The sequence below is a fragment of the uncultured Microbacterium sp. genome, from assembly GCF_963521695.1.
In the GTDB taxonomy this organism is placed as follows: domain Bacteria; phylum Actinomycetota; class Actinomycetes; order Actinomycetales; family Microbacteriaceae; genus Microbacterium.
Map to the genome: position 1 here is coordinate 1 of NZ_CAUQWC010000043.1, position 18677 is coordinate 18677.

The 18677-nt window shown below is 70.4% G+C and carries 15 protein-coding genes; 5 read left to right on the top strand and 10 right to left on the bottom strand.

Annotation, left to right across the window (positions count from 1 at the left end; genetic code table 11):
• Positions 1 to 212: 212 nt before the first annotated feature.
• The 6 genes from RWP81_RS05140 to RWP81_RS05165 are packed head-to-tail and all read right to left on the bottom strand — an operon-like array spanning position 213 to position 7437.
• Positions 213 to 1202, bottom strand: a complete 990-nt coding sequence (locus RWP81_RS05140; RefSeq protein ID WP_314453051.1) for an ornithine cyclodeaminase family protein — start codon at positions 1200 to 1202, stop codon at positions 213 to 215.
• Positions 1202 to 2425 carry an amidohydrolase family protein gene (locus RWP81_RS05145; protein WP_314453055.1) on the bottom strand — a complete coding sequence of 408 codons (1224 nt, stop codon included), beginning with the start codon at positions 2423 to 2425 and terminating at the stop codon, positions 1202 to 1204. The genes RWP81_RS05140 and RWP81_RS05145 overlap by 1 nt, the downstream gene beginning before the upstream one ends.
• Complete coding sequence (locus RWP81_RS05150; protein WP_314453058.1) at positions 2422 to 3960, bottom strand: ABC transporter substrate-binding protein; 1539 nt, start codon at positions 3958 to 3960, stop codon at positions 2422 to 2424. The genes RWP81_RS05145 and RWP81_RS05150 overlap by 4 nt, the downstream gene beginning before the upstream one ends.
• Positions 3957 to 5627, bottom strand: a complete 1671-nt coding sequence (locus tag RWP81_RS05155) for an ABC transporter ATP-binding protein (RefSeq protein WP_314453061.1) — start codon at positions 5625 to 5627, stop codon at positions 3957 to 3959. The genes RWP81_RS05150 and RWP81_RS05155 overlap by 4 nt, the downstream gene beginning before the upstream one ends.
• The gene (locus tag RWP81_RS05160) at positions 5624 to 6523 is read right to left on the bottom strand and encodes an ABC transporter permease (protein ID WP_314453064.1); all 900 of its coding nucleotides are present in this window, start codon (positions 6521 to 6523) and stop codon (positions 5624 to 5626) included. The genes RWP81_RS05155 and RWP81_RS05160 overlap by 4 nt, the downstream gene beginning before the upstream one ends.
• Entirely contained in the window at positions 6520 to 7437 is a 918-nt protein-coding gene (locus RWP81_RS05165) for an ABC transporter permease (protein ID WP_055951702.1), read from the bottom strand. The genes RWP81_RS05160 and RWP81_RS05165 overlap by 4 nt, the downstream gene beginning before the upstream one ends.
• A 187-nt stretch (positions 7438 to 7624) precedes the next feature.
• Here RWP81_RS05165 and RWP81_RS05170 point away from each other — a divergent pair, with 187 nt between their 5' ends.
• Positions 7625 to 8326: a GntR family transcriptional regulator gene (locus tag RWP81_RS05170; protein ID WP_314453069.1), complete on the top strand. Its 702-nt coding sequence runs from the start codon at positions 7625 to 7627 to the stop codon at positions 8324 to 8326.
• A 216-nt stretch (positions 8327 to 8542) separates the two neighbouring features.
• On the opposite strand, the gene RWP81_RS05175 is transcribed toward RWP81_RS05170, so the two are convergent.
• The 4 genes from RWP81_RS05175 to RWP81_RS05190 form a co-directional block, all read right to left on the bottom strand.
• On the bottom strand, positions 8543 to 9388 hold the full coding sequence (locus RWP81_RS05175; RefSeq protein ID WP_314453072.1) for a Cof-type HAD-IIB family hydrolase: 846 nt from the start codon (positions 9386 to 9388) through the stop codon (positions 8543 to 8545).
• Positions 9389 to 9447: 59 nt separating this feature from the next.
• Positions 9448 to 10863 carry a glycoside hydrolase family 1 protein gene (locus tag RWP81_RS05180; protein WP_314453075.1) on the bottom strand — a complete coding sequence of 472 codons (1416 nt, stop codon included), beginning with the start codon at positions 10861 to 10863 and terminating at the stop codon, positions 9448 to 9450.
• A gap of 19 nt (positions 10864 to 10882) precedes the next feature.
• Complete coding sequence (locus RWP81_RS05185; protein ID WP_314453078.1) at positions 10883 to 12742, bottom strand: beta-glucoside-specific PTS transporter subunit IIABC; 1860 nt, start codon at positions 12740 to 12742, stop codon at positions 10883 to 10885.
• Positions 12743 to 12932: 190 nt separating this feature from the next.
• A complete protein-coding gene (locus tag RWP81_RS05190) occupies positions 12933 to 13841 on the bottom strand; it encodes a PRD domain-containing protein (RefSeq protein ID WP_314453081.1) in 909 nt (302 codons plus the stop codon).
• 175 nt (positions 13842 to 14016) lie between these two features.
• Here RWP81_RS05190 and rlmN point away from each other — a divergent pair, with 175 nt between their 5' ends.
• The 4 genes from rlmN to RWP81_RS05210 all read left to right on the top strand — a co-directional run bounded on the left by rlmN (position 14017) and on the right by RWP81_RS05210 (position 18325).
• A complete protein-coding gene (gene rlmN, locus RWP81_RS05195; protein ID WP_314453084.1) occupies positions 14017 to 15330 on the top strand; it encodes a 23S rRNA (adenine(2503)-C(2))-methyltransferase RlmN in 1314 nt (437 codons plus the stop codon).
• Positions 15331 to 15422: 92 nt separating this feature from the next.
• Positions 15423 to 16508, top strand: coding sequence for a DUF4232 domain-containing protein (locus RWP81_RS05200; protein WP_314453087.1), 1086 nt, complete (start codon positions 15423 to 15425; stop codon positions 16506 to 16508).
• Positions 16509 to 16652: 144 nt separating this feature from the next.
• Positions 16653 to 17525: an ABC transporter ATP-binding protein gene (locus RWP81_RS05205; protein WP_314453091.1), complete on the top strand. Its 873-nt coding sequence runs from the start codon at positions 16653 to 16655 to the stop codon at positions 17523 to 17525.
• On the top strand, positions 17522 to 18325 hold the full coding sequence (locus RWP81_RS05210; RefSeq protein ID WP_243501246.1) for an ABC transporter permease: 804 nt from the start codon (positions 17522 to 17524) through the stop codon (positions 18323 to 18325). Before RWP81_RS05205 ends, RWP81_RS05210 begins: the two co-directional genes overlap by 4 nt.
• The last annotated feature ends 352 nt before the right edge of the window (positions 18326 to 18677 follow it).

An 18677-nucleotide genomic window follows, 5' to 3' on the forward strand; every position in this document is an offset into this window, starting at 1 on the left:
CGCGGTTTCGGGGGGGGGGCGTGTGGGGTAGGGCGGTGTCAAACGCTATCGGCGCGTACAAACGCGTTGTCACTGCGTTTCTGCGCGCGGATCGCGTTTCTCAGCGCTGCGGCATCACCGCACGGCGGCATCGGCGCGCCGGCATCACCGTGCCGAGGCATCATCGCGCGAGGGAGTCACCACGGGGGTGATGCCGCCGGCGAGCGACAGGCTCAGGCGCTCAGGTCGACGGTCGTGCCGAGGCCTTGCGCGCGGGCGGCGCGGATGAAGACGTCGGCGACGGCGACGTCCTGCGCGCCGATCCCCACCGAGTCGAACAGCGTGATCTCGTCGGGCGACATACGGCCCCGCGCGAGACCGGCGACGACCTCTCCGATCGTGCCGACGACGTCGGCCTCGGAGATCGCGCCCTCGGCGATCGCCCGCAGCAGGTCGCCCGACTTCGTGCGCGCCGTCGCGCGGTCGTCGACCCAGATCGAGGAGCGCGCCATGGCTTCGCCGTCGACCTCTCGCTCGTCGGCGCGCGGGCGGGCCCCGACGACGTTGAGGTGCTGCCCCGGGCGCAGCCACGCGCCCTCGACGATGGCCTGCACCGACGGGGTCAGGGTGCAGACGACGTCAGCCCCCTCCACCACCTCTCGAGGGGATGCCGCGATCTCGATCGCGGTGGCCCACCCCTCGCCGCGCAGGTCGGCGACGAGCCCCTCGGCGCGCTCCCGGGTGCGCGACCACACCACGACGCGGTCGAAGGGCCGCACGTCGCGGAGGGCCAGAGCGTGCTCGCGGGCCAGCGCGCCGGCGCCGATGAGACCCAGGGTCCGGCTGTCGGGACGGGCCAGCGTCCGGGTGGCCACGGCGCTGGCGGCGGCGGTGCGTACCCGGGTCGGCACCGCGCCGTGCAGCAGCGCGACGGGGGATCCGTCGACGCGATCAACGACGAGGATCATCGAGCGCTGGGTCGGCAGTCGACGCCCCGCATTGTCGGGCACGTCGGCCAGGAGCTTGACCCCCGCGAGGTCGGACGCCTCGGACACCGCCGACATCAGGATGAAGCGGTTGGAGTCCGCGGGCGTCGACATGGAGGTCGGGCCGGGCTGGTCGGCGTGGCCCTCGGCGATCTCGGCGAACCCCCGGGAGACGGCGTCGGCGATGGCCTCGCGGTCGACGAGACACTCGAGCTGGGGCGTGCTGAGCAGCAGCATCAGGCGCGGCTCCCGTCGGTCAGCTCGAGGGCGTCGGCGACGACGGCGCCGCGGAAGAGCACGGTGCGGTCGCTCAGGCGGTCCATGACGGCCGCCGTCACGGTGTCACCGGCGACCAGCACGAGGTCGGCGGGGTCGCCGACTCCGACGCCGGGGCGTTCGGCGCCATGAGCCGGCATGGCCGCCCTGCCCATCACCGCGCGACCCCCTACGGTGGCGATCGCCACGCAGTGCTCGATGTCGTCGTCGCGGCGGAAGCCGTTGGTGAAGGCCAGCTGCCAGGTGCGGTCGAGCATGTCGGTGTTGCCGTAGGGCGACCAGTAGTCGCGTTGGCCGTCCTGCCCCAGGCCCAGCGCGATGCCGTACTCGTCGAGCAGGTGCGTGGGCAGCGGGGCCTGAGGGGCGACCGTGGCCATCGAGATGCCGAGGTCGCGGAACTGCTCGAGGAGCCCGCGCAGTTGCGCGTCGGGGAGGCGCCCCAGGCCGTAGCCGTGCGAGATGGTGACGCGACCGCGCATGTCGAGGGCGCGAGTGCGCTCGATGATCAACTCGGCCGAGAACTTCGCCAGCTGGTCGGGCTCGTGCAGGTGGATGTCGACGGGGGCGCCGTAGCGCTCCGCGATGGAGAACACGGCGTCGAGATGGCGAACCGGGTCGCGGTCCAGCGCGCACGGATCGATGCCGCCGACCACATCGGCGCCGCGGTCCATGGCCCGATCGAGCACCTCGATCGATCCCGCCTCCCGCAGCAGACCCGCCTGCGGGAACGCGATGATCTCGACCTCGCACCGGTCGAGGTTGGCCTCGCGCGCCGCGAGCACGGCATCCAATCTCTCGAGATCCGCGTCGACGTCGACCTGGGCGTAGGTGCGCACCTGGGTCGTGCCGCGCGCGATCGCGCTCTCGAGCGTCGTCGCCACGCGGTGCTCCATGCTCCGCTCGGCGTGACGCCAGTTGTCGCGGTCGTTCAGCATCATCCCCCACACCCCCGGCACACCCGTGTGCGGCCGGAAGGGCAGACCGATGCGCGTGGAGTCGAGGTGCACGTGCACGTCGGCGAACGACGGCAGCAGGATGCGACCCCGGCCCGACACCGTCTCGGCTGACGCCTCGATCGGTTCCGTGCCCGCCGGATGGATGCCGGTGATCAGGCCGTCCGCGACGGCGACGTCGGAGAGGGGGCCGCCCCAGGGGCGGACGTCGGTGAGGACGGTGGAGGTCATTCGAAGCTCGTTCCGGTGAAGTCGTACAGTCCGTCGGCGCGCGGGGTCCAGCGCAGTCCGCTGACCGCCGCGAAGTTGTTGAACGGCACGTACAGCGGCACGAAGTATCCCTGCGTGTTGCTGTAGTCCAGCAGCTTCGCGAACACCTCCTGACGCGCGTCGCCCTCGACACCGCGCTGCTCGGCCGCCCAGGCGGCGGTGGCGGGGTCCTGCGCGTAGTTGTTGTTGCCGGCGGTCTCGTAGAAGTCAGTGAGGGGCAGGTCGCCGTCGAGCGTGGAGGGGGCCCAGGTGTTGAGGTAGACGCCCTGCATCTCGCGACCGCGCACCTTCAGCGTGTGGCTCTGCTGGTCGGCGCCGCGCATGTCGACGGCGATCCCGACGTCTTGCAGGTAGCCCTGGATGCTCTGGGCAACCTCGCTCGAGAGCGGGATGCGACCGTCGGTGGCGTAGTCGAAGGGGATCGGCGTGCCGTCGTAGCCGGCTTCGGCGAGCAGGGCTCGCGCGCCGTCGGGGTCGTAGGCGATGGGCTCGACGGAGTCGGAGTAGCCCTCGACCGCCGGCGCGATCATGGCCTTCGCGGGCTTGGCGAGTCCCGACAGCAGCGAGTCGACGATCGCCTGGGTGTCGATGGCTTTCGCGACCGCCTCGCGGACGCGCACGTCCTGCAGGGGACCGGCGGTGGAGTTGACGCCGAGGAAGACGACCCCGTTCGAGGCGGCCGAGAACGTCTGCGCCGACGGCGCGGCCTGCACCGACGCCACCTGCGTCGGTCCGATCTGGGCGACGTCGAGGCTGCCCGAGAGCACGCCGTTCGCGCGCGACTCGGTGGATGACACCGGCTGCAGCGAGATCTCCTCGATGGCCGGGGCCGGACCCCAGTAGTCGTCGTTGCGCTTCAGGTCGTAGGAGACGCCCGTGGTGATGCTGTCGAAGACGTAGGGTCCCGATCCGATCGGCTCACGGGCGTAGGCGTCGGCCCCCATCTCCCGGTAGGTGTCGGCGGGGACGATGGAGATCAGCGAGGTGTTGCGGGGGAAGGCCGAGAAGGGCTGCTTGAGGGTGAAGCGCACGGTGGTGGCATCCACCGCCTCGACGCTGTCGAGGGAGGAGAGGTAGGCGTAGTTCTCGCCGCTCGGGTCACCCAGGATCGTCTCGTAGGTGAAGACCACGTCGTCGGCGTCGATGGCCTCCCCGTTGCTCGCGGTCACATCAGGGGTGAGCGTGAACTCCCACTGGGTGAGGTCGTCGTTCGCCGTCCAGTCGGTCGCGAGCTTCGGCTCGAGGGTGCCGTCGGCGGCGATCTTCACGAGCTGATCGTGGGTGTGGAAGAAGACCGACAGTACCACCAGCGCCCCCGAACGGATGGGGTCCATGGAGCTCGGGTCGGTGGGCAGGGCGGCGGTCAGGCTCGTGCGGGCGGTGTCGCCCACGCCTGCGGGGGAGTCGAATCCGCCGGCGCATCCGGCGAGGATCACACTGCCGAGGGTGAGGGCGGCGAAGCCCGTGAGGGCGCGGCGGGCTGTCGAGGGGGTCATGAGAGGGCCTTTCGGGTGGGCGAGTCGGAGAGCGTGCGGGAGGGGGCGGGATCCGGCGACGGCGAACCGGCCGGCGGGTCGGGGAAGAGGTGCGGGATGGCGTCGAGCAGGGTGCGGGTGTACGGATGCCGGGGCTCGGCGAAGACACGCTCGGTCGGGCCTTCCTCGACGATGCGTCCGGCCTGCATCACGACGACGCGGTCCGCGATGCCGCGGACGACGCCGAGGTCGTGCGAGACGAAGAGATACGCGAGCCGTTGCTCGCGCTGCAGACCGCCCAGCAGGTCGAGCACCTGCGCCTGGATCGAGACGTCGAGTGCCGAGACGGGCTCGTCGAGCAGCACGATCGCGGGGTCGAGGGCGAGCGCGCGGGCGATGCCGACGCGCTGGCGCTGCCCGCCCGACAGGCGGGTGGGCAGACGATCGTCGAACGAGCTGTCGAGGCCCACCCCGTCGAGCAGTGTCCGCACGCGCGCCGACGTGAAGCCCCGGCGGATCTTCAGCGGTTCTCCGACGGAGCGGGCGACGCTCATACGCGGATCCAGCGCCGACGACGGGTCTTGGAACACCACCTGGGCACGGGAGCGCAGCTCGGCGCTGCGCCCGGCGATGTCGGGTGAGACGGTGCGCCCCTCGAAGCGGATGGTGCCGGAGCCTGCCGGGGTGAGGCCCAGGATGGCGCGCAGCAGCGACGACTTGCCGCATCCGGACTCGCCGACGACGGCGACCGTCTCTCCGGCGCGGATGCGCAGGGACACGCCGTCGACCGCCCGGGTGCGGCGGCCACGTCGACCGGGGTACTCCACGACGAGGTCGGTCACCTCGAGGGCGGGCTCCTCGGCGGTCTCGACGAGCACCGGGCGATCCGCCCCGGTGCGGGTCGACGGCGCCGCCGCGAGCAGCCGACGCGTGTACTCGTGTGCGGGGGCCGACAGCACCGCGCGGGTCCGACCGCTTTCGACGACTCGTCCCGACCGCATCACGACGAGGTCGTCGGTGTGCTGGGCCACGAGGCCCAGGTCGTGGCTGATGAGGGCCAACGCCGATCCGGTGCGCTCGCGCACCTCGTCCAGCAGGGCCATGACCTGCGCCTGGACAGTCACGTCCAGAGCGGTCGTGGGCTCGTCGGCGATGAGCAGCAGCGGGTCGTTGGCGATGGCCATGGCGATGACCGCGCGTTGGCGCATGCCGCCCGACCACTGGTGGGGCCGCGATGTCGCGCGCTCCGCGGCGTCTCGCACCCCGACCGACTGCAGCAGCTCGACCGCGCGCCGACGGGCGGCGGTGCGCGAGGTGGCGGGGGAGTGGGCCCTGACCGCGGCGGCGACCTGCGCCCCTACCGAGCGCAGCGGATTGAGCGCCGACATCGGGTCTTGGAACACCATTCCGGTGACGCGCCCGCGCATGCTGCGGAGGTCGCGCTCACCCATCGACGTCACATCGCGGCCGTCGATGCGGATGCTCCCCGAGGCGACGCGCACGCCCGGGGGCAGCAGGCCGAGGGCTGCGAGCATCGTCAGGCTCTTGCCGGAACCGGACTCCCCGACGACGCCGAGGGCCGCTGAAGGCGCGACCTCGAACGAGACGTCGTGCACGACGGTGCGGGGAGCGTCGTCGGTCGTGGCATCCAGACGCAGATTCTCGACGGACAGGACGGGACGGGTCATCGGCGGGCTCCCTTGCGCAGGAAGGCGCCACGCGCCTCGGCGGTGAACTGCTGGCTGAGGAACTGCACCCCTCCCACGGCGAGGAACATCGCGACGCCTGGCAGGATCACCAGCCAGGGGTCGGTGGCCAGATACTTCTGGCCGTCGAAGATCATGGCGCCCCAGCTGGGCGTGGGCGGCTGCACGCCGAGACCGAGGTATTCGAGGGACGCCTCGATGAGCACGATCGTGGCGACGTCGGTGGCCGCGATGATGAGCGTGTGCGGCCAGACGTTCGGCAGCACGTGTCGGGTGAGCGACCAGAAGCGATCGGCGCCCTGCGTGCGCGGTGCGACCACGAAGTCCTGCGCCCGAAGGGCCGCGGCGACGTTGCGCGTCACCCGGGCGTAGCCCACCCACCAGGTGCAGCCGACGACGAGGATCGTCAGCCCTGCGCTGGGCGGCACGACGGCGCAGACGGCGATGAGCAGCAGCACGACGGGCATCGCCAGCACGGTGTTCGACAGCACCGACAGGGCGGACTCGATCCGCCCTCCGAAGAAGCCGGCCAGGATGCCGACGGTGGTGCCGATCACCGCGTTGAGGCACACGATGGCCACCGTGATGCCAAGGGTGACGGCGGAGGCGAGGGCGATCCTGCTGAACAGGTCGCGCCCGAGCGGGTCGGTGCCCAGCGGGTGCGCCGGATCGACGAAGGGCGGGAGCAGGGCGCGCGACAGGTCCTGCCCGAACGGATCGAAGCCGGGCAGCACGGGACGCAGCGCCGTCGCGCCGATCACGACGGCGAGCATCACGATGCCGACGACGGCCGAGGGGCGCAGGCGCCGACGACGGGGGCGAGGGGGCGGTGCCGAGGTCGCGGCCTCGGGGATCGGGGGCAGGGCGACGGTGGTCATGAGGTGGCCGTTCGGGGGTCGATGCGGGCGACGAGCAGGTCGACGAGGGTGTTGACGACGACGAAGGCGACGGCGACGAAGAGGAGCCCCGCCTGGACGATCGGGAAGTCGCGCTGACTCACGGCGGCGGTCAGAAGGCTGCCGAGCCCGGGCCAGGCGAACACCACCTCGACCACGACCGTGCCGCCGAGCAGTCCGCCGAGGTTCAGGCCGGCCATGCCGAGCACCGGTGGCAGGGCGTTGGGGAGCATCTGGGTGAACAAGATGGTCGGTCGGGACTGGCCGATGGCGAAGGCCGTGCGGACGTAGTCCTGCTCGGCTTGATCGCTCAGCGCGGCGTCGAGCAGGCGGAGATACATCACGAACTGGCCGGTGGCGAGGGTCACGACCGGGAGCACGAGGCTCGCGGGACTCGTGCGGCCCAGCGACGGCAGGAGGCCGAGCGAGACGGAGAAGATCAGCACGAGTAGCAGGGCGAAGAAGAAGTCGGGGACGGCCTGTCGCGTGGCGCCGAGCCAGCCGACGATCGCGCGGAGGATCCGACTGCCGCTGAGGTGGATGACCACGGCGGCCACGAGGGCGAGGGCGAAGCCGGCCAGGAACGCCCAGAAGGCGAGTTCGACCGTGGCGGGGAGGCGCTCCCACACGAGTCCGAGTGCGGACTCGTGCAGGCGGTATGAGTCGCCGAGGTCGCCGACGACGACCCCGCGGAGGAAGTCGAGGTACTGCACGAGGACCGGGCGGTCGAAGCCGAGGCTGGCGTTGAGCGCGTCGACGTCGGCGCTGCTGGCGTTGTCGGGGAGCAGGAGTGCGCCGGGGGCGCCGGTGAGGCGACCGAGGACGAAGCCGATCGTGACCACGAGGAAGACCGTGGCGCCGGCCAGGGCGAGGCGGCGGAGGAGGAAGGCGAGCACGGAGGTGACGCTACGGTGCGCAACGGGTATACCAACGCGTTGTAACGAACACGCAATGTGATTCTTACGCGGGCGTCACTTTGGAGTACCAGAGGGGGTTCTCGATCGCCCCAACGGCCTGCAAATCCACTTTTGGAATACCAAACGGCGGTTTCCTTGCACGTCCCACCCCTGTCAGGATGGAGGCGTGGACGACGACATCGACGCGACCGGCCGGCGCATTGCGCACATCCTGCGCGAGCGCATCATCACCGGTGAGATCGACATGGGCGACAAGCTCGGCGAACGCGACATCGCCGAGGAGCTCGGCGTCTCGCGGGTGCCCGTCAGAGAAGCGCTGCACGTGCTCGAGGCCGAGGGGTTCGTGTCGTCGGCCCATCGCCGTGCCGCCGTCGTGCACCGCTTCACGGTCGACGACGCGAGGGAGCTGTTCGACATGCGCATGCACCTCGAGCCCTTCGCCGCGGTGCTCGCCGCGGAGCGCGCCGCCGCGGGCGCCGACACCGCAGCGCTGCGGGCCGCGCTCGACGTGGCGCACGTCGCCTCGGTCGCTGCGGCGTCTGCGTCGTCGCGCAACTCCGATCTCCACGACGAGATCTTCGCCCTCGCCGGTCACGCGCTGCTCTCGCGGATGAGCGGTCTGCTCACGGGCCGCACCCGGTGGCTCTTCCGCCTCACGCCCGAACGCGACACGGTCGGTCGATGGGACGAGCACGCCGAGATGGTGGAGGCGATCGTGGGCGGGCACGTCTCGCTGGCGCAGACGCTCGCCGCCGCGCACGTCGAGCGGGCCCGCGTCGAGTCGATGCCCGGCTTGACCGAGCGCCTTCCGCCCGTCGAGCGGGTGGAGCGTCGCCGCCGGGCGCGACGGGTCGCGCCGACGGCGTGATCCGCGCTTGTCGGGTCCGGGTTTCGCCGGGTCGTCGCCGAGGCGCGCGCGGGGCGGCGTGGGCCGGCCCTGCCCGCCGAGAAACGCGATCCGCGGGCAGAAACGCCCTGTCAACGCGTTTCTGCGCGCGAATCGCGTTTCTCGACGCGGCAGCCGCAGCCCGAGCCGCAGCCGCAGCTGCGTCGCAACAGCCGCCGCCAACGCGCGGGGGTGAGCTCAGATCAGGCCCAGCTCCGCGAACGCGTTGTGCACGCCGTCCTCCAGCACCGCCGTGGTCACGCGGCCGGCGAGGCGCTGCAGCTCGGGTTCGGCGTTGCCCATCGCCACGGGGGTGCCGACGACCTCGAACATCTCGACGTCGTTCCAGCTGTCGCCCATGCCGATGGCATCCGTCGCCGAGAGCCCGAGCACGTCGAGGACCTCGGTGATGGCCGAGCCCTTGGTCACGCCCGCCTGCCCGATCTCGCCGTTCGAGCCGCCGGGCAGAGGCATCGAACCGGGGATGACGTGAAATCCGGCACCGAGTTCGGACGCGGCGTGCGCCACGGTGTCGGGGGAGGAGCTGACGAACACCGCCTTCGCGACGCGATCGCGGTCGACCTCGGCCACGGCGCGCAGGTCGCGCTGGCGGTGGTCGACGTCGGAGGGCATGCCGAGCGCGGCGAGTTCTTCCACCTGCTGGGCGTGGCGGGCGCGCAGGAACTGCTCCATCGTCTCGGCCATCCCGGGCGAGGCGTAGACGGCGTCGTGCGTCTGCAGGAAGTAGTGGATGCCGTGGGCCCGGAAGTAGCCCTCGAGGGCCTCGACGTCGACGCGCGGCAGGGGTCGCTCGATGAGCGTCTCGCCCCCGCGGGTGGCGTACGCGCCGCCGTTGGAGATCGCGCCGTCGAAGCCGATGGCCATCACGTCGGGGTGGATGTCGGCCTCGGCGCGGCCGGTGCACAGCCACACGAGGTGCCCGTTCGCACGGGCCTGGCGGATGGCCTCGACAGTGGAGGGCGCGATCACCGAGCCGTGCTCGAGGATCGTGCCGTCGACGTCGAGGAAGGCGATGCGGGTCATGGTGCGCTCCAAAGGGCCGGCCCCGGACCCAGAGGGCCCGGGGCCGAACCGGACGGGGGTCAGCGGGTGAGGGATGCGCCGTTGGATCGGATGACGTCGGCGTACCAGCCGAACGACTTCTTCCGGTAGCGATCCAGCGTTCCGGTTCCGTCGTCGTTTCGGTCGACGTAGATGAAACCGTATCGCTTGCTCAGCTGCGCGGTGCTGGCGCTGACGATGTCGATGCAGCCCCACGAGGTGTAGCCGAGCACGTCGACGCCGTCTTCGAGCGCTTCGCCGACCTGCACGAGGTGGTCGTTGAGGTAGGCGATGCGGTAGTCGTCGACGACCGTCTTCTCACCGTCGACCTCGACGAGCTGGTCGCGGGCGCCCAGGCCGTTCTCGACGATGAACAGCGGCTTCTGCCACCGGTCCCAGAACTGGTTCAGCACCAGGCGGAGCCCCACCGGGTCGATCTGCCAGCCCCACTCGCTCGCCTCGAGCGTGGGGTTGGCGATGCCGCCCATGATGTTGCCCTCGCCCTCGGCGCGCTTCGCGGGGTCGGCGGTCTCGGCGATCGACATGTAGTAGCTGAACGAGACGAAGTCGACGGTGTTCGTCAGGTCGTCGCGGTCCTGGTCGGTGATCTCGAGGGCGATGCCCTTCTCGCGCAGCGTCCGCAGGAAGTACCCGGGGTACTCGCCGCGGGTGTGCACGTCGCCGTAGACGAGGTTGCCGTGGTCGGCATCCATCACGGCGCGCGCGTCGTCGGGCGACGGGGTCAGCGGGTAGATCGGCATCGACAGCACCATGCAGCCGACCTGGGCCTCGGGTGCCACCTCACGGGCGATCCGGGTGGCGCGGGCGGATGCCACGAGCTCGTGGTGCATCGCCTGGTAGAGCTGCTGCTCGGGCACGCCGCCCTCGGGGATCGGGATGCCACCGCTCATGAACGGCGCGTGCAGCAGCGAGTTGATCTCGTTGAACGTCAGCCAGTACTTCACGCGCGAGCCGAAGCGCTCCAGGAGCGTGCGGGCGTAGCGCTCGTAGAAGCCGATCAGCTCGCGGTTCGTCCATCCGCCGTAGGCCTCGGCCAGGTGCAGGGGCGTCTCGTAGTGCGAGATCGTCACGAGCGGCTCGATGCCGTGCTTCTCGAGCTCGTCGAGCACGCGGTCGTAGAAGGCGAGGCCCTCTTCGTTGGGCTCGGTCTCATCTCCCTTCGGGAAGATCCGGCTCCATGCGATCGAGAACCGGTAGACGCCGAAGCCCATCTCGGCGAAGAGCGCGATGTCCTCCGCGTAGCGGTTGTAGTGATCGATGCCGACGAGCTTGAGGTTGTCGGGCGTGGGGCGGTCGCTGCGGGGAGCCGAGATGCCACGGGGCATCACATCCTGCACCGACAGTCCCTTGCCGCCCTCGTCGTACGCGCCCTCGATCTGGTTGGCGGCGGTGGCGCCGCCCCAGAGGAAGCCGTCGGGGAAGGGGGTGTTCGTCATTGTTCGTGTCTCCGGGGGATCAGCGGGCGGTGGTGAGGGAGTCGACCGAGACGGCGCGGAACAGCGTCTCGCCGTGCGAGAGGGGTCCGGATGCCACGTCGGCGACGTCGGGGTACAGGTCGCCGTTGGTGACGACGACCGGGGTGATCAGGTCGTATCCGGCCTTCTCGATGGCGGCGCCGTCGAACTCCACGAGCAGGTCGCCCGCTTTGACCTCGGTGCCGGACTGCACCTTGAGGGTGAAGTGGCTGCCGCCGAGCTTGACGGTGTCCAGGCCCACGTGGATGAGCAGTTCGACCCCGTCAGTTCCCCGCAGACCGATCGCGTGACCGGTGGGGAACGCGGCCACGACCGTGCCGTCGAAGGGGGCGTAGACCGCGCCCGAGGTCGGACGGATCGCGACGCCCTTGCCGAGTGAGCCGTCGGCGAAGGCGGCATCCGGAACCTCGGCGAGGGGCACGACGGTCCCGTCGACGGGGTTTCGCACCACGGTGTCGGTGGCGACGGCGGGAGTCGCGGGGGCGGTGGCGTCGACCGGGTCCTTGAAGCCGAGCAGGACCACCAGCAGGAACGGCACGAGGATCGCGACCGCGAGACCGATGCCGAGCATGACCATGTTGCCGTTGCCGAGCAGGGCCGGCAGCGCCAGGCCCGAGGGGACCACGAAGGCCTTCGAGAAGACCCCGCCCATCGCGATGAGCGCCCCACCCAGGGCGCCGCCGACGATGCCGAAGGCGAAGGGGCGCTTGAGCGGCAGGTTGATGCCGTAGATCGCGGGCTCGGTGATGCCGGCGAGGAAGCCCGAGAGGGTGGCCGGGGCGGCGAGCGAGCGCAGGTTCTTGTTGCGGGTGCGCACGAGGACTCCTGCGACGGCGGCCGACTGAGCCAGCACGGCGGCGAAGACCGGGCCGAGCAGGAAGATCGTGCCAGTGGTCTGGTACTCGAGCTGGAACAGCGGCACGAGGCCCCAGTGGAGGCCAAAGATCACGAAGACCTGCCAGAGGCCGCCCATGATGGCACCGCCGAGCCACGGCAGCGTCTGGAAGACCCAGCCGATACCGGCCGCGAGGCCACCACCGACGAGGCTCGAGATCGGGCCGATGACGAGGAACACCAGCGGCACCGCGATGAGCACGACGATCATCGGCGTCAGGAAGCGGCGCACGGCGCCCGGCAGCACCTTCAGCAGGAACCGCTCGGCGTGGCTCTGCAGCCACACGATGATGATGACCGGGATGACGCTGGAGACGTAGCTGACCATCGTCACCGGGATGCCGAAGAAGGTGATGTCGGGCAGGCCGTTGAGCGCGACGATCGAGGGGTAGACCAGGGCTGCGGCGATAGCGAACGAGGTGAACTCCGACGCCTTGAAGTACCGGGCCGCGGTGATCGACAGCGCGATGGGGAGGAAGTTGATCAGCGCGTCGGAGAGGGCGTTGAGGATCGTGTAGGTGGTGGTCGTGGCATCCAGCCAGCCGAAGGTGACGGCCGCGGCGAGGAACGCCTTCAGCAGACCCGTGCCGGCGAGGGCCCAGAGGATGGGCGTGAAGATGGCCGAGATCATCTTGATGAAGCGGTTGAAGAGGTTGCCCTTGGGTCCCTCGTCGCCGCCTTCGCCGCCCGCGCCGCCCAGCTTCGTCTGCGCCTGGATCGCGGCATAGACGTCGGGGACGTCGTTGCCGATCACGACCTGGTACTGCCCGCCCGCCTGCGCGGTGGTGATGACGCCCGGGGTGGCGCGGAGGGCTGCGGCATCCGCTTTGCCCTCGTCCTTCAGCACGAACCGGAGCCGCGTGGCGCAGTGCACCATCGAGGTGATGTTCGTCTCTCCGCCGACGCCGGTCAGAACCGCCGCCGCTGTCTTCGCGTGATCCACCATCGGAATCCGCCTGCCTTTCGCCGCTTCGGTGCGGCCTGTTCGAATGTTCTGTGGCGACGACCCCGGGTGTTTCGGGCAATAAAAAAGACCCGAATCCGTTCATCGCTCGTCAGCGATGTGGATTCAGGTCTTGCCCGCTCGCGCGGTAACAATCCGGAAATCGTCGGCAGGTGTGAACCTGCGTCGGCGACTATAGCACCGGTGCGTCGGGTCCGCCAGAGGTGTCTGCGCGACCCAGGCTCGTCGCGAGGCGCTCGACGTGCACCGTGAGGTACAGCACCTCCTCGTCGGTCAGGGTCGACCCGGTCGCCGCGAGCACGTAGGCCTTCACGGCCTCGGCGATACCGAACGCACGGGGGTAGCGGTGCTTCGCGAACTCGAAGAACGACGAGTCGCCGCTGGTGAGCATCGCGCGGTTCACGAGACGTTGCAGCAGGAAACGCACGTGCAAAATGAACCGCGCGTAGTCGGGGCTGTCGGTGTCGAGCGTGACGCCGAGGCCGGTCTCGACGGTGCGGACGACGTGCTGAACCCGGCGGAAGAGCAGCGCTGCGGTGCCGTTGGGTTCGTCGCGGGTGGCGTTGAGCAGGTGCATCGTGAGGAACACCCCCTCTTCGGGCGGGAGCTCGCGTTCGAGGGATGCCGCGATCGAGGCCGCCATGTGCTCCGCCGCGCGGGACTCGTCGGGGTGGAGGATGCGCAGCTCGGGCATCGAGGTGCCGGGGATGCGGATGCCCTGGTCGAGGCGCTCGATGACGTAGTTCACGTGATCGATGACCGCGAGCGGAAGGCGCCGACCCAGATCGCGACCGAGCTCGCGCTCGGCCTCGTCGACGGCGTGGAGCACCGCCTGCACGAGCGCGTACGGGGCGTCGGTCAGCAGCTTCTGCGCGTGCGCGGTGTCGGTTGCCTGGTCGAGCACGAAGGTCTTCTCGACCTTCGCGGGATCGACGCGCCCCTCGTGCTTCAGCTGGAAGCCGATGCCCCGGCCCATCAGCACGCGCTCACGGCCGTCGGCGTCGATCGCCACGACGACGTTGTTGTTCAGCAGCCTCTGCACGCCGCCGGGCGGGATGGGGGCGTCACCGGCACCGGGCATGAGATGCAGTTTAGGGCGGTGGCCGGCGCTGATGGCCGGTGGCTGTGGTGGCATGACTCCTGCAGATCGGCCGCCGTGCCGTACGCGGGATGCGGGGGACCGCGATGTGCCGGAGTTGTGCGGCGCGGCTCCGCGCCCAGCCGCGGTGCAGGCGCGCCCCGGTACCCTGGAAAGCATGACTGATCAGCCCCCCGTGCGCTCCACCACACCCCGGCAGGCGCGCCCCGCGGGGGCCCCGGCCGACACCGCCGTCCGCGAGACGCGGCCGAAAGACACCGGCATCCGCCAGGTGCGGCCGAAGACCGAAGGCTGGCAGCAGGCGAAAGACGAGACCGGTCGCCCGCTCCTCCAGTTCGCCAGCCCCAAGCGCGGCAAGCCGCCCGTGCACCTCGCCGACCTCACGCACGACGAGCGGATCGCGAAGCTGAAGGAGCTCGGCCTCCCCGGCTTCCGCGCGAAGCAGCTCGAGAAGCACTACTTCACGCACTACACCTCCGACCCGGCCGCCATGACCGACCTTCCGGCATCCGGTCGCGAAGAACTCGTCGCGGGGCTCCTTCCGCCTCTGCTCACCGAGGTGCGTCGGCTCGAGACCGACCGCGGCGACACCATCAAGTTCCTCTGGAAGCTGCACGACGGTGCGCTCGTGGAGTCCGTGCTCATGCGCTACCCCGGCCGCATCACGCTGTGCGTGTCGAGCCAGGCGGGGTGCGGAATGAACTGCCCGTTCTGCGCCACCGGCCAGGCCGGACTCACCCGCAACATGTCGGCGGGCGAGATCATCGAGCAGATCGTGCGCGCCAACGCCCTCATCGCCGCCGGCGGCCTCGGCGGCAAGAAGAGCTCCGACCACTCGCTCGATCGCGTCAGCAACATCGTCTTCATGGGCATGGGCGAGCCGCTCGCCAACTACGCGCGGGTCATGCAGGCCGTCCGCGTGATGGTCGACAAAGAGCACGGGCTCGGCATGAGCGCCCGCGGCATCACGGTGTCGACCGTGGGTCTCGTCCCCGCGATCCGCAAGCTCGCCGACGAAGACATCCCGGTCACCTTCGCCCTCTCGCTGCACGCGCCCGACGACCATCTGCGCGACGAGCTCATCCCGGTGAACTCCCGCTGGAAGGTCGATGAGGCACTGGATGCCGCGCGCAACTACTTCGACAAGACCGGCCGCCGCGTCTCGATCGAGTACGCCCTCATCAAAGACATGAACGACCACGCCTGGCGCGCCGACCTGCTGGCCGAGAAGCTCAACGCGCGCGGCCGCGGCTGGGTGCACGTGAACCCCATCCCGCTGAACCCGACTCCGGGGTCGATCTGGACGGCATCCGAGGTGCCGGTGCAGAACGAGTTCGTGCGCCGGCTCAACGACGCCGGAATCCCCACGACCCTTCGCGACACGCGCGGCAAAGAGATCGACGGAGCGTGCGGCCAGCTCGTCGCGACCGAAGAAGACGCGGTCGCGGCCGCCGCGACGCCCGTGGGCTGACTATCGCGGCGGGTTCGCCGGTTCTCGCGCGGCGGGTGCGACAGGATGGGCGCGATGCGCACCCTCCTCACTCCTCGTCTGCCGCCGTCGCGGTGGTCCTCTGGATCGTCACCGCCGGTGTCCGCGACGCCCTCCTGCAGATCCCGAGCGGGATCGCCCAACTGGCAAGTGTTCTGCCTCAGCTCGTGCCGACGACGCTGACCGCCTATCAAGCCGGGGGCGGCGGGACGGTCGCAACGGTCGTGGGCGGTGTCGTGCTCGGCGTGGTCTTCATCGGGCTCGCCGTGGTGCTGCGGCACCGGGGAGCGAGCGTGGTCACCCCGTGGTTCGCGCTGGTGTCGGCGAGCGCCCTGGTGGGACTCGCCTTCGACCTCGGCGCCGGATGGTCGTGGATCGTCTCGTTCGGGCCGCGGGGACTGCTCTCGAGCGGATTCGGCGTCGCGACGGCGGCGGGTGCGCTGTGGGGCCTCGCGGCGGGCTGGATTCCGGCGCTCATCGCCCGTGCTCCTGCCGCGGAGTCGGTGCCCTCGCGCACGCCCCTCTGGCTGCTGCCCGCCGCTGCCGCCGCTCTCGTGGCCGTCGTCGTCGCGGGTGCGGTGACGGATGCCGGGCGCAACGCGTCGATCGAGGCCGAGGTCGCTGCGCAGCAGGAGATCGATTCCGCCTCCTCCTTCGGGGCGCTCCCCGACCCGGATGCGCCGGGCGTCCCCGTTCCCGAGACGGCGGATGCGGCGCTCCCCGACGATCCGCAGTGGTGCACCGAAGATAGGGCGACCGTCCTGAAGGGGGAGCCCGACGCGGCGACGGGGCACCGGGGCATGCCCATCCAGCTCATGAACTTCTCCGATGAACCCTGCGTGATCGAGGGGTACCCCGACATCGCGTTCGGCGACCAGAACGGACACCTCCTCGACGTCACGATCGAGCAGGGAGGCTCGTTCATGGCCCAGGATCCCGGCCCTCAGCGCATCGAGGTCCCCGCGGGCGGGTACGCCGTGGCGATCCTCGGCTGGGATGCGGCCTCTCCGCACGGCGCCCTCGTGACCAACACGGTGTGGGCGGCGCAGACGGCCGGTATGGTGCGCGGCTCGTGGCCGATCGAACTCGACATCGTCGAGGGGTCGACCGTCGCGATCACCGCGTGGACGATCGACGTCGATCCGACCAGCCCGGGCTGAGCCGTTCTGACCCCCACGGGCTCTCCGTCCGGCCGCTCGCCCCCTCGCGCCGGCGGGACGCGGCGACCGTTCACCGAGGCAGCGGATGCAACCTTCACCGACTCGTCGTTCCTGTTCCTGCCCCGCGCCCCCCAGACTGAGCACATGAGGGAAACCGTCGTGCGGGTCGACGACCTGCGCAAGACCTATCGCGGAGGCGTCGAGGCCTTGCGCGGCGTGACCTTCGACATCCGTCGTGGTGAGACGTTCGCGCTGCTCGGACCGAACGGCGCGGGCAAGAGCACCGTCATCGAGATCCTCGAGGGGTACCGCGACCGCACCGGAGGCGACGTGAGCGTGCTCGGCGTCGACCCGCACCGCGGCGGTCTCGACTGGAAGGCGCGCCTCGGCATCGTGCTGCAGAACACGGGCGAAGTGCCTACGGCGAGCGTGCGAGAGCTCCTCGCGCACTTCGCCTCCTTCTACCCGCGGCCCCGTGACGTCGACGAGGTCATCGCGTCGGTGGGACTGAGCGAAAAGGCCAAAATCTCCGTGCGAAAGCTCTCGGGCGGACAGCGTCGCCGCGTCGACGTCGCGCTCGGCATCGTCGGGCGCCCGGAGCTGCTGTTCCTCGACGAGCCGACCACCGGCTTCGACCCCGAGGTGCGGCGGCAGTTCTGGGACCTGATCCGCGACCTGCAACGCGAGGGCACGACGATCCTTCTCACCACCCATTATCTCGACGAGGCCGCCGAGCTCGCGGAGCGCGCAGCGATCATCGTCGGCGGGCAGATGGCATCCGTCGGTCGTATCGACGAGCTGGGCGGGCCCGACGCGCGGGTGCCGCTCGTGCGGTGGCGCGAGGGTGGGGTGACGCGCGAGGAGCGCACCGACGACCCGGGAGCGTTCGTTTCCGCCCTGTACGCCCGAGGCGGCGAGCCGGAGCGGCTGGAGGTCGTGCGCCCGAGCCTCGAGGACGTATACCTCTCGTTCCTCGGTGACGAGGCGCGGCGGTCCACGGCCGGAGATCTCGCGTGAGCCGGGTGCTGCGACTGGGGGCCGCGCGCGTCGCGTTCGAGGTGCGCGCCTACTTCCGGCAGGGCGACTCGGTCTTCTTCACGTTCCTCTTCCCGGTGATGATCCTGCTGATCTTCGCCGTCGCCTTCGACGCGCAGACCTTCGGCCCGCCCGGCGACGAGGTGGATGCCGCGCAGTTCTACCTCCCCGCCATGCTCGCCGCCGGCGTGCTGCTGTCGGGACTGCAGAACATGTCGATCGACATCGCGATGGAGCGCAGCGACGGCACGCTCAAGCGCCTCGGCGGAACCCCGCTGAGCCCGGTGTCGTACTTCATCGGCAAGCTCGGCCAGGTGCTGGTGACCGGCTTCCTGCAGTCGGTGCTGCTGATCGTGGTCGCGGCCGTGTTCTTCGGCGTTCCGTTGCCGACCGAGCCGGAACGGTGGCTGACGTTCGCGTGGGTGTTCCTACTGGGCGTCACCACGTGCGCGATCCTCGGCATCGGGCTGTCGGCGCTGCCGCGCACCGGCCGCAGCGCCACCGGCGTCGTCATCCCGATCGTCCTGCTGCTGCAGTTCATCTCGGGGGTCTACATCAACTTCGCCGCCCTGCCGGAGTGGCTGCAGAACGTCGCGAGCGTCTTCCCGCTGAAGTGGCTCGCGCAGGGCTTCCGGTCGGTGTTTCTGCCCGAGAGTTTCGCCGCGGCTGAGCCGTCGGGCTCGTGGGACCACCCGCTCATCCTGCTGGTGACCCTGCTCTGGCTGGTGGTCGGGCTCGCCCTGGTGAGGGTGACGTTCCGGTGGATCCGGAAGGACGCCTGACGCGGCGCGACGCATCCACACCCGCGTGCAAGGCAGCCGCACGCGGGCGGCCCCGCACGGTTCTCTCGGCGTGAACGCTTCCGGCGACCATGCACACGCTCTCCTCGCGTTTTTGCGCACAGATCGCGATTATGCGTGAGGGGGCGGACGCCGCGACGGTCGCGCGGGGTGGGCGCTATCGGTTCGCGAGAAACGCGATTCGCCGGCAGAAACGCGTGCTCTCGGCGTTTGTGCACGCGAACAGCGTTTCTCGATGGAGGGAAGGGATGCCGCGGCCCCGGTGTCGGAGGGGAGCGTTAGCGTGGAGGGATGGTTGGTTATCGCTACCTCGGAAACAGTGGATTCAAGATCT

Coding starts and splice junctions, on each gene's coding strand:
- RWP81_RS05190 (WP_314453081.1), bottom strand. CDS start 13,841: ATGCCCGGTGCCGGTGACGCCCCCATCCCGCCCGGCGGCGTGCAGAGG.
- RWP81_RS05205 (WP_314453091.1), top strand. CDS start 16,653: ATGAGGGAAACCGTCGTGCGGGTCGACGACCTGCGCAAGACCTATCGC.
- RWP81_RS05145 (WP_314453055.1), bottom strand. CDS start 2,425: ATGACCTCCACCGTCCTCACCGACGTCCGCCCCTGGGGCGGCCCCCTC.
- RWP81_RS05160 (WP_314453064.1), bottom strand. CDS start 6,523: ATGACCACCGTCGCCCTGCCCCCGATCCCCGAGGCCGCGACCTCGGCA.
- RWP81_RS05185 (WP_314453078.1), bottom strand. CDS start 12,742: ATGGTGGATCACGCGAAGACAGCGGCGGCGGTTCTGACCGGCGTCGGC.
- rlmN (WP_314453084.1), top strand. CDS start 14,017: ATGACTGATCAGCCCCCCGTGCGCTCCACCACACCCCGGCAGGCGCGC.
- RWP81_RS05180 (WP_314453075.1), bottom strand. CDS start 10,863: ATGACGAACACCCCCTTCCCCGACGGCTTCCTCTGGGGCGGCGCCACC.
- RWP81_RS05140 (WP_314453051.1), bottom strand. CDS start 1,202: ATGCTGCTGCTCAGCACGCCCCAGCTCGAGTGTCTCGTCGACCGCGAG.
- RWP81_RS05150 (WP_314453058.1), bottom strand. CDS start 3,960: ATGACCCCCTCGACAGCCCGCCGCGCCCTCACGGGCTTCGCCGCCCTC.
- RWP81_RS05175 (WP_314453072.1), bottom strand. CDS start 9,388: ATGACCCGCATCGCCTTCCTCGACGTCGACGGCACGATCCTCGAGCAC.
- RWP81_RS05155 (WP_314453061.1), bottom strand. CDS start 5,627: ATGACCCGTCCCGTCCTGTCCGTCGAGAATCTGCGTCTGGATGCCACG.